The following is a 12,581-nucleotide window of genomic DNA, read 5'->3' on the forward strand; positions in this document are numbered from 1 at the left end:
GATAATTTTAAATTTTAGGACAGCATGACTTTTGCTTTTTTAATAGCTTCAACCATAACATCAATTTCTTCGGTGGTATTATAAAAAGCAAATGATGCTCGTATCGTACCTGGAATCTTAAAGAAATCCATGATGGGTTGCGCACAATGATGGCCTGTTCGTACGGCTATTCCTAGCTTGTCAATTATAGTGCCAATATCGTACGGATGAATGCCTTCAATATTAAAGGATATTACGGAAGTCTTTGCTGCTGCGGTGCCAAAAATTTTCAACCCTTCAATTTCCAATAACCGTTTGGTTCCATATTCCAATAATTCTAATTCCTGTTGTTGAATGTTGTCAAAACCCACTTCGTTCATATAATCAACCGCAGTTCCCAGAACAATTCCTCCGGCAATATTTGGTGTTCCGGCCTCAAATTTATGGGGCAATTCCGCATAAGTAGTTTTTTCGAAAGTTACTTCTTTGATCATTTCGCCTCCGCCTTGATATGGGGGTAATTTATTCAACCACGCTTCTTTTCCGTATAAAATTCCGACGCCAGTTGGACCACATATTTTATGTCCTGAAAAAACATAAAAATCACAATTTAATTCTTGTACATCTGGTTTCAGGTGTGGAACGGCTTGTGCGCCATCAATCAAAATTGCGGCTCCTGCCTCATGTGCTTTGTCAATCATGTATTTGATAGGATTGACAGTTCCAAGAGCATTCGAAATATGATTTACTGTTACAATCTTCGTTTTGTCCGAAAGTAATTTGTCATATTCGGACATGATCAGTTCGCCATCCAGATTCATTGGAATGACCCGCAAAATTGCTCCGGTTTTCTCACACAACATTTGCCAAGGCACAATATTGCTGTGGTGTTCCATTGCCGAAACTAAAATTTCATCACCGGGTTTCAAAATCGAAGTAAATCCATTGGCCACTAAATTAATTCCATGAGTAGTCCCCGAAGTAAAAAGCACTTCATGGGGAAATTTTGCATTGATGTGATTTTGTAATTTACCGCGTGAAATTTCATATGCATCGGTGGCCAGTTGGCTCAGCGTATGAACACCACGATGAATATTAGCATTGATTTCCTGGTAGTATTTAGAGATCGCATCAATCACAACTTGTGGCTTTTGCGAAGTGGCTCCGTTGTCAAAATAAACCAATGCTTTCCCGTTTACTTTCTGAGAAAGAATAGGGAAGTCGGCTCTAATTTTATTTACATCTAACATTTTATCTGCTTGTTTTTATTGTTTTTATTGGTAAGATAGAACGCCAATAGTCAACAATTTTTTCGACAATCCAATTTAGTATTGGTCTTTTCTTATTTAGAATTTTTCTACATACAAAAGTAGTGAAATTGGAATTAATTTATAGCAAACACTTGTTAATAATACCTCATTTTCTCAATCCGATACTGTTCCAATAATGTGGTTCTTTTTTATTAAATTGCTTCAAATTAAGCCTCTATGAAAAAAGTATTCAAGTTCGTTGGTTTTGTCTCTTTTATCGGAATCTTTTATGTTGGTTTAATAACCTATCCAAAATTGGATTTAATTTCTGGCTTTTCAGCCAAAAGTATAGCCTCGGGACATTTTATTGATAATCGTTCGCAGAAAATGATAGAAAAAGGCGACAATGACATCGATATGATTGACTTAGCCAAAAACAAAATAGAAGCTACCGGAAAATTTGCGATTGCTTCGGTTTATGGTTTGAAAGAACGAAAAGCGATTTATCGTGAAGGCTTGGGGGCCACTTTAATCAACGATGATTTTGATGTTTCAAAGCCGTATTTGGTTCCTAAAAGAACGAGATTGAATATTAATATGCCTTTTCCATACGGGAATAACGAGCCAAAAGACACTGTTTTTTCAGATGTTGATTACACTAAATTGAATGCAGCTGTTGCCAATGCTTTTGATGAAAAAGAGGCAATCAAAAAAAGAACCCGCTCCCTTTTAGTGATTTATAAAGATAAAATTATTGCCGAAAAATACGATAGCGGTTTTGATAAAAACAGTAAAATATTGGGTTGGTCGATGACAAAAAGTATTACCAGCGCCATGTTTGGAATTTTGGAAATACAAGGCAAATACGATATTTACAAACCTGCTCCAATTCCAGAATGGAAAAATGACGATCGAAAAAGTATTACTACCAATGATTTATTACACATGAATTCCGGTTTAGAATGGGAGGAGCAATACGATAAAATTTCTGATGCCACCAAAATGCTTTTCCAAGCCGAAGACATGACCCTTGTACAACGGAAAAAATCAATGGTATTCCGGACGAATACGCATTGGAATTATTCTTCGGGGACCACGAATTTGCTTTCGGGAATTTTACGGAAGCAGTTCAAAACGCATCAGGAATATTTAGATTTCTGGTACAGTGCCTTGATAGATAAAATAGGAATGTACTCGATGGTAATCGAAACGGATATGGCAGGAAATTATGTGGGTTCATCTTACGGTTGGGCTACCACACGTGATTGGTCTAAATTTGGGTTGTTGTATTTGCATAAAGGCAACTGGAATGGTGAACAAATTTTCAACGAAAGTTGGGCAAAATACACCGCAACTCCTACAAACACTTCGAATGGAAGATATGGTGGACACTTTTGGCTCAATGCCGGCGGACACTTCCCTGATGTTCCCAGAGATATGTATTACTGCAGCGGTTTTCAAGGTCAGATGGTAGCGATTATTCCATCACTGGATTTAGTGATTGTACGAATGGGTTTGAAGGAAAATCCTAATTTTGATTTTAATGGAATGTTGCGTGGGATTGTGGAGAGTGTGAAAAAATGATTGGATAAAAAACCCTGTTAGAGTTTTAAACTCTGACAGGGTTACTATTATAACTTCTTTTTAGTGTTGATTACAAATCGAATCCCATTTTTACACCTAATTTAGTTGCAATAATCGTAGTAATTCGTTTTTTGAGTTCCGGTATTTTAATGCTTTCAATAACTGCATTGGAGAAGGCATACATTAATAACGCTTTGGCTTCTTTTTTAGGAATTCCACGCGCTTGCATGTAGAACATTGCGGTTTCATCCAATTGTCCAATAGTACAGCCATGAGAACATTTTACATCATCAGCAAAAATTTCTAGTTGCGGTTTGGCGTTGATTGTTGCTTTATCACTCAAGAGTATATTATTGCTTTTTTGAAAGGCATTGGTTTTTTGTGCTTCTCTTTCTACAAAAATCTTTCCGTTGAAAACGCCTGTCGAGCGATCAGAATAGATTCCTTTATAATCTTGATGACTTTCGCAATTAGGAGTAGAGTGCTGCACTAGAGTGTAATGATCTACGTGTTGTTTCTCCCCAATTATTGTTATTCCGTTAAGATAACTTACGATTCTTTCTCCAAAATGATAAAAGTTCAAGTTGTTTCTGGTGAGGTTTCCGCCAAAACAAAACGTATTAACGGATACACTGCTTTCTTGTTTTTGAGAAACGTAGGTATTGTCAATGAGATTGGCTTCAAGCGTATCGTTTTGAATTTTATAATAATCAACGATGGCGCGTTTTTGAGCAAAAATCTCAGTCACAGAATTCGTTAATACGGGATTTTCGGTTAAGCTTTGATGCCGTTCAATAATTTGTACATGGGAATTCTCCCCTACAATAATCAAATTTCTAGGTTGAACCATTAGTGCTGCTTCATTCCCTGTAGAGAAATACATGATTTCAATAGGCTTGTCAGCTACTTTACTTTTTGGGATATTGATATACGCTCCTTCATTGGCGAAAGCCGTATTCAATGATGTTAGACTTTCCTCTTTGCTGGCAATTTGATTAAAATAAGTATCAATAACCATTTTGTATTTTGGTTTGGTCAATGCCGATGACATTAAGCAAACATCAATTCCTTCGTGTGTGGTTGACGATAAATTAGAACTGAAAACACCGTCGATAAATACTACTTTGTAGGTGTCTATTTCGTGTAAGAAATATTTTTTTACATGGTTGAATTCAACTGCATTTTCCTGTTTTGAAAAAACGGTAAAGTCATTTTTCAGGATGGCGTTTAGCGATGTGTATTTCCAAGACTCCTCTTTTTTTGTTGGGAAACCTTTATTTTCGAAGTTTTTTATGGCTGCAGTTCTCACATCATGAAGTTCAGAATGTACATCAATGCGTTCTTCGAAAGCCATAAAAGACGATAGTAATTTTTCTTTTAATTCCATTTTTATTTAAGTCTTAAAGTCGAAAGTCAAATGTCTTAAAGTCGGTATAAGCATAAAATAGCTGATTCAACTATTTTAGACTTTCGACTTTCGATTTTTAAACTTTACGACTAGATTCTAGGTATTTAATAAAACCACTTAACAATTTTGATATTTCTGTTACTGATTCTAAAAGTTTTTCAAATTCTTCTTTAGTAATATAATCTAAATCAAATGCTAAATATAATTGAGAACGAACTTCTCCAGCGGAAGCTTTTGCAACATATAAAAAGTAAATAAACTCTTTGTCTGTATTTCTCTCAAAGCCTTCAGCGATATTTGATGATATAGAAATTGATGCTCGCCTAATTTGTCTAGTGAAATCAAAGTCTTTCTTGAAATTTGTGTTTTCGGTAACTAGGTAAACTTTTTTGTTAAAAACTCTTGCTTTTTGCCAAGAATTAATTTCTTCGAAAGAATTAAATTTTCCCATTACTTTTTTCTTTTGACTTTATGACCTTCGACTTTAGACTATTTTAATTTTAAGCTTCTTGTTCTTGTTTAATCCAGTCGTATCCTTTTTCTTCCAGTTCGTGTGCCAGTTCTTTTCCACCAGATTTTACAATTTTTCCATTGTACAATACGTGAACAAAATCAGGAACGATATAGTCTAACAATCTTTGGTAGTGTGTGATCACTACAATTGCATTTTTGTCGCTTTTTAGTTTGTTTACCCCATTTGCAACAATACGCAAGGCATCAATATCAAGTCCAGAATCAGTTTCATCAAGAATAGCCAATTTTGGTTCTAGCATTGCCATTTGGAAAATTTCATTCCTTTTTTTCTCACCACCAGAAAAACCTTCGTTTAAAGAGCGAGACAAAAATTTACGGTCAATTTCTAATAATTCTGATTTCTCCCGAATCACTTTTAGCATTTCATTAGAAGGCATTTCTTCTAATCCTTTAGCTTTACGGGTTTCGTTGATTGCTGTTCTCATGAAGTTGGTAACTGAAACTCCTGGAATTTCCACTGGATATTGGAACGAAAGAAAAACGCCTTTGTGCGCTCTTTCTTCTGGTGCCAATTCCGAAAGGTCTTCTCCGTCTAAAGTGATTTCGCCTTCGGTTACTTCGTAGTTTTCGTTTCCTGCAATAATGGAGGCTAACGTACTTTTTCCAGCACCATTTGGTCCCATTATTGCGTGAATTTCTCCCGCTTTTACTTCAAGGTTGATTCCTTTTAATATTTCTTTGTCACCTATTGAGGCGTGTAAATTTTTTATGCTTAACATTTGTTTCTATTTTTAAACCATTAAGGTATTAAGATTCATTAAGTTTTGTTTTGGAATCAAATTTTATCCAACACTTCCCTCTAACGAAATTTCTAATAATTTTTGTGCTTCTACGGCGAATTCCATTGGTAACTTATTCAATACATCTTTACTGAAACCGTTTACGATTAAAGCAATAGCTTTTTCGGTTGGAATTCCGCGTTGGTTGCAATAGAAAACTTGGTCTTCGCCAATTTTACTTGTCGTAGCCTCATGTTCGATTTTTGCCGATGGATTTTTGCTTTCGATGTAAGGAAAGGTATGCGCGCCACAATTGTTTCCCATTAATAAGGAATCACATTGTGAAAAGTTTCTAGCGTTCTCTGCGTTTGCTGAAATGCGCACCAAACCTCTGTAACTATTTTGTGATCTTCCGGCAGAAATCCCTTTAGATATAATAGTAGATTTAGTGTTTTTACCTAGATGCACCATCTTAGTTCCTGTATCGGCTTGTTGGAAATTATTGGTCACCGCAATCGAATAAAATTCGCCGGTTGAATTGTCTCCTTTTAAAATAACCGAAGGATATTTCCATGTTATTGCAGAGCCGGTCTCCACTTGTGTCCAGGAAATTTTTGCGTTTTTCTCGCAAATTCCTCTTTTGGTTACAAAGTTGAAAACGCCGCCTTTTCCTTCTTTGTTTCCCGGATACCAGTTTTGTACGGTTGAATATTTTATTTCGGCATCGTCCAAAGCGATTAATTCTACTACTGCAGCGTGCAATTGATTTTCATCACGACTTGGAGCGGTACATCCCTCTAAGTAAGACACATAGCTACCTTCGTCAGCAATTAATAATGTTCTTTCAAATTGTCCTGTTCCTGCTTGATTAATTCTAAAATAAGTAGATAGTTCCATTGGACAACGAATGCCTTTTGGAATATAACAGAAAGATCCGTCAGAGAAAACTGCCGAATTCAGCGCCGCATAAAAGTTGTCTTTTTGCGGTACAACTGTCCCTAAATATTTACGAACTAATTCGGGATGTTCTTTGATGGCTTCAGAAATACTCATGAAGATAATTCCTTTTTCGCCTAATGTTTTTTTGAAAGTCGTTGCTACTGAAACGGAATCCACAACGATATCCATAGCTACATTATTCATCATCTTTTGCTCATCGACAGAGATGCCTAACTTTTTGTACATTTCTAAAAGTTCCGGATCTACATCATCCAATGTTTTATTTGGATCTACCGCTTTTGGAGCTGAATAATAGGAAATAGCCTGAAAATCAGGTTTGGTATAATGCACATTTGCCCATTCTGGCTCTGTCATTTGCTCCCAAGCACGAAAAGCCTCAAGACGCCAATCAGTCATCCATTGAGGTTCTCCTTTTTTGTGCGAAATAGCGCGAACGATATCTTCATTTAAACCTATAGGAAACGTTTCTGATTCTAATTCAGTGTAAAATCCGTATTCGTATTCTTTATTTTCGAGTTCGATTTTTAAGTCGTCTTCTGTATATTTGCTCATTCTGATTTAAAGATTTAAAGATTTAAAGATTCAATTATTGAATATTAAACTTTATTATTTGTGTCTAAATATTTAATAAAATTAGAAAGGTTTTGAGAAATCTCAATAGTTAAATTATAACTTTTTTGAATTTCTTCGTGATTGCAAAAACCTAACTCTCTGGATAATACCAACATATTTCTAACCTCAGCACAACTGCCTTTGGAGATTTTTAAATATCTTGTAAATTGTCTATTACTGTTGTATTCTGAACCTTCGGCAATATTATTTGTAATTGAAACTACTGCTCTTTTTATTTGGTCCTTAAAACCAAATTCTTTTTCCAAGGATTTATTATTTAATAATTCAAAAACTAATTTAGTTAAGACAATACCTTTTTTATGGACATCAAATTCTTCAAATGATTTTGTCATACTATCATTAATCTTTTAATTTTTAAATTTTTCAATCTTTAAATTAAAGAGAGAAACTCTCACCGCAACCACATGTTCTATTGGCATTAGGATTATTAAAAACAAATCCTTTACCATTTATTCCTCCTGAAAATTCTAATACTGTTCCGGCTAGGTACAGAAAGGATTTTTTTTCGACAGCAATAGTGATATCGTTGTCAATAAAAATCTTATCGTCGTCGCTTTTTGTTTTATCAAATTTTAAATCATAAGACAATCCAGAACATCCGCCGCTTTTCACACCTACTCTCACGTAGTCTATGGAGGCGTCAAAACCATCATCTTGCATTAAATCGATGATTTTTTTTCTTGCTGTGTCAGAAACTTTTATCATAGCTTATATTGATTTTGTCTAAATTAAAGACAAAGATAGTATATAAAAAGCTTTTTACATAGTTGATAACATTTTTATAACCAATACAAAAATAGAAAAAAGCTATTTGAAGCAACTAAAAGCATTTGAATTCCTTAACTTTGAAACTTCTCAAAAAACACAAAAAACATGAAATTATACCCCATAGAAACTGGAAACTTTAAATTAGATGGAGGTGCAATGTTTGGCGTAGTGCCAAAAACCATTTGGAACAAAACCAATCCCGCAGATGAGAATAACCTGATTGACATTGCTGCTCGTTGTTTACTAATTGAAGAGGGCAATCGATTGATTTTGATTGATACCGGAATGGGAAACAAACAATCCGATAAATTTTTTGGGTATTACTCGCTTTGGGGTACCCATTCGATGGACAACTCATTAGCCAAACACGGTTTTCATCGGGATGATGTCACGGATGTTTTTATGACGCATTTGCATTTTGACCATTGTGGGGGCAGTGTACAATGGAATAAGGGCAAAACGGGGTATGAACCGGCTTTTAAAAACGCTAAATTCTGGAGTAACGAAAATCACTGGGAATGGGCAACCAAACCAAATCCCAGAGAGAAAGCATCGTTCTTGTCTGAAAACATTTTGCCGATACAGGAAAGCGGTCAGTTGCATTTCATCCAAAGACCGGAAGGCGATTTTCTGGCAAAATCGGAATTGGGTTTTGGCATCTTCTTTGCTGATGGACATACGGAAAAGCAAATGATTCCGCACATACAATACAAGGACAAAACAATCGTTTTTTGCGCTGATTTATTGGCAACAGCCGGACACGTTCCCATTGCGTATGTCATGGGTTATGACACCAGACCTTTGTTAACGATGCCTGAAAAAGCGAAATTTCTAAATGCTGCAGCAGAAAATAATTACTATTTATTTTTAGAACATGATGCGCATAACGAAATCATAACGGTTGAAAAAACGGAAAAAGGGGTGCGTTTGAAAGAACGGTTTTCATGTGATGAAGTCTTAACGTAGTGTTAAGTATAGTTTCAGTTGTAACAAAAAAAATTATTTTAGACAAATATTTCAAAATTAACAAAAAACATTTTCGATGAATACCATTAAACCCATTTGCATTTCTGCTTTTGCTTTATTAGCATTAGCAGGTTGTGGCGCTTCAAGACAAGTTTCAAATACTTCAATTTCTGGACTGGTTGCCATAAGCGCTCCTTTGAATATTACAAAAAAAGCACCAATAACTGAAAATGACTTGAAACGTTGGAGCCATTTAGATATTGTTACTGACACGATTCCCGGAATGAGCGTAGATAAAGCGTATGCTGAATTATTGAAGGGTAAAAAAGGCGTGCCTGTTATTGTTGGGATTGTAGATTCGGGTGTGGATATTGAACATGAGGATTTAAAATCGGCACTTTGGACTAATACCAAAGAAATTCCCGGAAACGGAATTGACGATGACAAAAATGGATATATTGATGATATTCACGGTTGGAATTTTCTTGGAGATAGTACCAAAGAGAATCTGGAATACGAAAGGATTATCAAAGATAAAACCCTGGTAGATGACGTTACCTATCAAGCTGCAAAAGCGTTGAATGACAAAAAAGTTGCCGAAGCAGACGCAGGAAAAACACGTTCCGAGCAAATGTTAGCGGCTCTTATGACCAGCGATGCTACTTTAGTAAAACATTTTGGTAAGTCAGTTTATACCATTGAAGAGGTAAATGCGATTGTTTCGCAAGAACCGGAAACACAAAAGAGCAAAGCCGCTATGCAACAAATGCTTTCTTATGGATTGCCAATTGCGGAACTAAAAGTGGCTATTCAAAAACAATTAGACGATCAGGTTGCCCTTATAAACGGAGACAATCTAAAAACAGACTACCGTAAAGTGGTAGGAGATAATCCAAATGATATTACGGATACTAAATACGGAAACAATAATGTGATGGGACCAGACAAGAATGAAATTCTTCATGGGACTCACGTTGCCGGAATTGTTGCTCAAACCAGAAATAATACTTTGGGGGGTGATGGTGTGGCTAATAATGTTCAAATTCTGACCGTTCGCGCTGTGCCGGATGGAGATGAGTATGATAAAGATATTGCACTTGGAATTCGTTACGCAGTAGATAATGGAGCCAAAGTAATCAACGGAAGTTTTGGAAAAGGCTTTTCTCCTCACAAGCAATGGGTGTACGATGCTATAAAATATGCAGAGAAAAAAGACGTCTTGATTGTACATGCAGCCGGAAATGACGCAAAAGACATCGATTATGCAGACAATTTTCCAAATGACTCTGAGGATAAAATAACAGAGTTTGCAGATAATTTTATCACAATTGGGGCTTTAAATTTTGAATACGGAAATAAGGTTGTGGCTCGTTTTTCTAACATTGGAAAAATTAATGTAGACGTTTTTGCTCCCGGAGTAAAAATCTATGCTACAACTCCAAACGACACCTATAAATACTTGCAAGGAACTTCAATGGCTGCGCCAAATGTAGCAGGAGTAGCGGCTTTGATTCGTTCGTATTACCCAAAATTATCCGCACAACAAGTAAAACACATCTTGATGGATTCCGGAATTGCAATTACAACAGCTGTTATTGTGGGAGGAAAATCAAATGACACGCGTCCCTTTTCGGCACTTTCTAAATCTGGTAAAATAGTAAATGCATACAATGCTTTACTCATGGCAGAAAAAATGTCTAAAAAATAATATTTTAAGAATTTAGTACTTGGAAGGGCAGTTTGTCCTTCCATTTTTATTTAAACCTACCTATGAAATCGCCATGACAGAAGCTGTCGCAAACACCAATGAAGATCTGGCGATACCATATTCCTATAAAAAACAAATATTATCTACATATGAAAAAATTACTTTTATTTTCTTTTGTTGTTTTTGGTCTCGGAACTGTTTTTGCCCAAAACTCCTCGTATTGGCAACAACATGTCGATTACAAAATGGATGTTACCTTGGATGTAAAAACATACCAGTACACCGGGAAGCAGGAATTGGTATACACCAATAATTCTTCGGATACTTTGAGAAAAGTATATTATCACCTATTTAATAATGCCTTTCAGCCCGGAAGCGAAATGGATGCCAGAATCCAAAGTATCAAAGATCCTGACGGCAGAATGGTCACCAAAATAAAAGTAGACGGTAAAGAAGTGAAGGAAAGCCGCATTAAAAACCTGAAACCAAATGAAATTGGTTTTTTGCGAATTTCAAATTTTAAACAAGATGGAGCAGTTGCTACTGCAAAAGAGGTTGGAACTATTCTTGAAGTGACTTTGGCCAAGCCAATATTACCGAATACTAAAACTACATTTACATTAGATTTTGAGGGTCAGGTTCCCATTCAGATTCGTCGTTCCGGAAGAAATAATGCTGAAGGTGTAGCATTATCCATGTCGCAATGGTATCCAAAAATGGCTGAATTTGATTTTGAAGGTTGGCACGCAGATCCTTACATTGCCAGAGAATTTCATGGTGTTTGGGGAAATTTTGACGTGAATATTACTATTGACAAGGATTACGTTTTAGGCGGTACCGGTTATTTACAAAACAAAAATGAAATTGGTCACGGCTATCAAGACCAAGGTGTTGTTGTGTCTGTTCCAAAGAAAACAAAAATGTTGACTTGGCATTTTAATGCACCAATGGTTCATGATTTTACATGGGCTGCTGATCCAGATTACATTCACGATGTAGTAAAAGGGCCTAACGGTGTTGATTTGCATTTTTTGTATAAAAACAACCCAAAATACATTCAAAACTGGAAAAACCTGCAACCAAAAACGGTCCAGTTAATGGAAATTTACAACAAAACGGTTGGAGATTATCCTTATAAACAATACTCGGTGATTCAGGGTGGCGATGGTGGTATGGAATATGCCATGTGTACACTGATTTTAGGACAAGGTAGTTTTGAAGGATTGCTTGGAGTAACTGCACACGAAATGGCGCACTCTTGGTTCCAACATGTTTTGGCTTCCAATGAATCAAAACACGGATGGATGGACGAAGGTTTTACCTCATTTCTGGAAGATTTTGGACTGAATGAAATTGCAAATAAAAAAGTAGAAAACCCTTATACAGGAGCCTATACCGGTTATTTTTCTATGGCAAATTCGGGAAAAGAATTACCACAAGGAACGCATGCAGATCGTTTTGATGAAAACAGAGTCTACAGCATCACATCGTATAGTAAAGGGGAAATTTTCTTGACTCAATTGATGTATTTGATTGGAAAAGATAATGTCATGAAAACATTGAAGAAATATTACAGCGATTTTAAATTCAAGCACCCTACGCCAAATGACATTAAAAGATCTGCAGAACGAATTTCTGGAGCAAATCTCGATTGGTACTTAGTGGATTGGACAGAAACCACCAATACTATTGATTATGGTATTAAGGATATAAAAGAAAATGGGGACAAAACAACCGTTACTTTAGAAAGAATTGGTAGAATGCCAATGCCAATTGATTTATTAGTGGAGTACACAGATGGAACAACGGAAAGTTTCTACATTCCGTTGCGCATGATGAGTTTCGAAAAAGAAAATCCAAATCCCGCCATAAAAAGAACGGTTTTGAATGATTGGGCGTGGGCGTACCCAACCTTTGAATTTGATATTTCTAAATCGAAAACTTCCATCAAAAAAATTACCATTGACCCAAGCGGATTAATGGCTGATTTGAAAAAGGAAAACAATACGTACGAGATAAAGTAACTACTATTGAAACGTTATAAAAAAAGTCTAATTTTCACAACTAGACTT

11 protein-coding genes are annotated in these 12,581 nt (G+C 35.9%); 4 read left to right on the plus strand and 7 right to left on the minus strand.

The features are described from left to right. Positions 1-14: 14 nt before the first annotated feature. Positions 15-1,229, minus strand: coding sequence for an aminotransferase class V-fold PLP-dependent enzyme (locus EKM01_RS00910; RefSeq protein WP_126563509.1), 1,215 nt, complete (start codon positions 1,227-1,229; stop codon positions 15-17). Positions 1,230-1,466: 237 nt separating this feature from the next. Here EKM01_RS00910 and EKM01_RS00915 point away from each other — a divergent pair, with 237 nt between their 5' ends. Further along, positions 1,467-2,813 (plus strand): serine hydrolase, encoded by a 1,347-nt coding sequence (locus tag EKM01_RS00915; protein WP_126561337.1) that lies wholly within the window; start codon positions 1,467-1,469, stop codon positions 2,811-2,813. Positions 2,814-2,883: 70 nt separating this feature from the next. On the opposite strand, the gene sufD is transcribed toward EKM01_RS00915, so the two are convergent. The 6 genes from sufD to EKM01_RS00945 form a co-directional block, all read right to left on the minus strand. Then, complete coding sequence (gene sufD / locus EKM01_RS00920; protein ID WP_126552917.1) at positions 2,884-4,200, minus strand: Fe-S cluster assembly protein SufD; 1,317 nt, start codon at positions 4,198-4,200, stop codon at positions 2,884-2,886. Positions 4,201-4,297: 97 nt separating this feature from the next. Beyond that, a complete protein-coding gene (locus tag EKM01_RS00925; protein WP_126552919.1) occupies positions 4,298-4,672 on the minus strand; it encodes a four helix bundle protein in 375 nt (124 codons plus the stop codon). Between the two features lie 49 nt (positions 4,673-4,721). After that, positions 4,722-5,474: a Fe-S cluster assembly ATPase SufC gene (sufC, locus tag EKM01_RS00930; RefSeq protein WP_126455797.1), complete on the minus strand. Its 753-nt coding sequence runs from the start codon at positions 5,472-5,474 to the stop codon at positions 4,722-4,724. Between the two features lie 63 nt (positions 5,475-5,537). Continuing rightward, complete coding sequence (gene sufB, locus EKM01_RS00935) at positions 5,538-6,986, minus strand: Fe-S cluster assembly protein SufB (protein ID WP_126457852.1); 1,449 nt, start codon at positions 6,984-6,986, stop codon at positions 5,538-5,540. A gap of 44 nt (positions 6,987-7,030) precedes the next feature. Then, positions 7,031-7,399 (minus strand): four helix bundle protein, encoded by a 369-nt coding sequence (locus EKM01_RS00940; RefSeq protein WP_126561335.1) that lies wholly within the window; start codon positions 7,397-7,399, stop codon positions 7,031-7,033. A 43-nt stretch (positions 7,400-7,442) separates the two neighbouring features. Further along, positions 7,443-7,772 carry an iron-sulfur cluster assembly accessory protein gene (locus EKM01_RS00945; RefSeq protein WP_126455801.1) on the minus strand — a complete coding sequence of 110 codons (330 nt, stop codon included), beginning with the start codon at positions 7,770-7,772 and terminating at the stop codon, positions 7,443-7,445. A gap of 168 nt (positions 7,773-7,940) precedes the next feature. On the opposite strand from EKM01_RS00945, the gene EKM01_RS00950 reads away from it, so the two are divergent. From EKM01_RS00950 to EKM01_RS00960, 3 genes are all read left to right on the plus strand, one after another. Beyond that, on the plus strand, positions 7,941-8,801 hold the full coding sequence (locus tag EKM01_RS00950) for an MBL fold metallo-hydrolase (RefSeq protein WP_126455803.1): 861 nt from the start codon (positions 7,941-7,943) through the stop codon (positions 8,799-8,801). A gap of 76 nt (positions 8,802-8,877) precedes the next feature. Then, entirely contained in the window at positions 8,878-10,509 is a 1,632-nt protein-coding gene (locus EKM01_RS00955) for a S8 family peptidase (protein ID WP_126766294.1), read from the plus strand. Positions 10,510-10,658: 149 nt separating this feature from the next. Continuing rightward, positions 10,659-12,533 (plus strand): M1 family metallopeptidase, encoded by a 1,875-nt coding sequence (locus EKM01_RS00960; RefSeq protein WP_126457856.1) that lies wholly within the window; start codon positions 10,659-10,661, stop codon positions 12,531-12,533. Positions 12,534-12,581: the final 48 nt, after the last annotated feature.

Origin of the sequence: Flavobacterium sp. RSP46, from assembly GCF_003984825.1 — a bacterium.
Lineage (GTDB): Bacteria > Bacteroidota > Bacteroidia > Flavobacteriales > Flavobacteriaceae > Flavobacterium.

Bases quoted from the DNA above. Each gene is read 5' to 3' on its own strand.
- sufD (WP_126552917.1), bottom strand. From the start codon at position 4,200: ATGGAATTAAAAGAAAAATTACTATCGTCTTTTATGGCTTTCGAAGAA.
- EKM01_RS00955 (WP_126766294.1), top strand. From the start codon at position 8,878: ATGAATACCATTAAACCCATTTGCATTTCTGCTTTTGCTTTATTAGCA.
- EKM01_RS00915 (WP_126561337.1), top strand. From the start codon at position 1,467: ATGAAAAAAGTATTCAAGTTCGTTGGTTTTGTCTCTTTTATCGGAATC.
- sufC (WP_126455797.1), bottom strand. From the start codon at position 5,474: ATGTTAAGCATAAAAAATTTACACGCCTCAATAGGTGACAAAGAAATA.
- EKM01_RS00945 (WP_126455801.1), bottom strand. From the start codon at position 7,772: ATGATAAAAGTTTCTGACACAGCAAGAAAAAAAATCATCGATTTAATG.
- EKM01_RS00950 (WP_126455803.1), top strand. From the start codon at position 7,941: ATGAAATTATACCCCATAGAAACTGGAAACTTTAAATTAGATGGAGGT.
- EKM01_RS00925 (WP_126552919.1), bottom strand. From the start codon at position 4,672: ATGGGAAAATTTAATTCTTTCGAAGAAATTAATTCTTGGCAAAAAGCA.
- EKM01_RS00910 (WP_126563509.1), bottom strand. From the start codon at position 1,229: ATGTTAGATGTAAATAAAATTAGAGCCGACTTCCCTATTCTTTCTCAG.
- EKM01_RS00960 (WP_126457856.1), top strand. From the start codon at position 10,659: ATGAAAAAATTACTTTTATTTTCTTTTGTTGTTTTTGGTCTCGGAACT.
- sufB (WP_126457852.1), bottom strand. From the start codon at position 6,986: ATGAGCAAATATACAGAAGACGACTTAAAAATCGAACTCGAAAATAAA.
- EKM01_RS00940 (WP_126561335.1), bottom strand. From the start codon at position 7,399: ATGACAAAATCATTTGAAGAATTTGATGTCCATAAAAAAGGTATTGTC.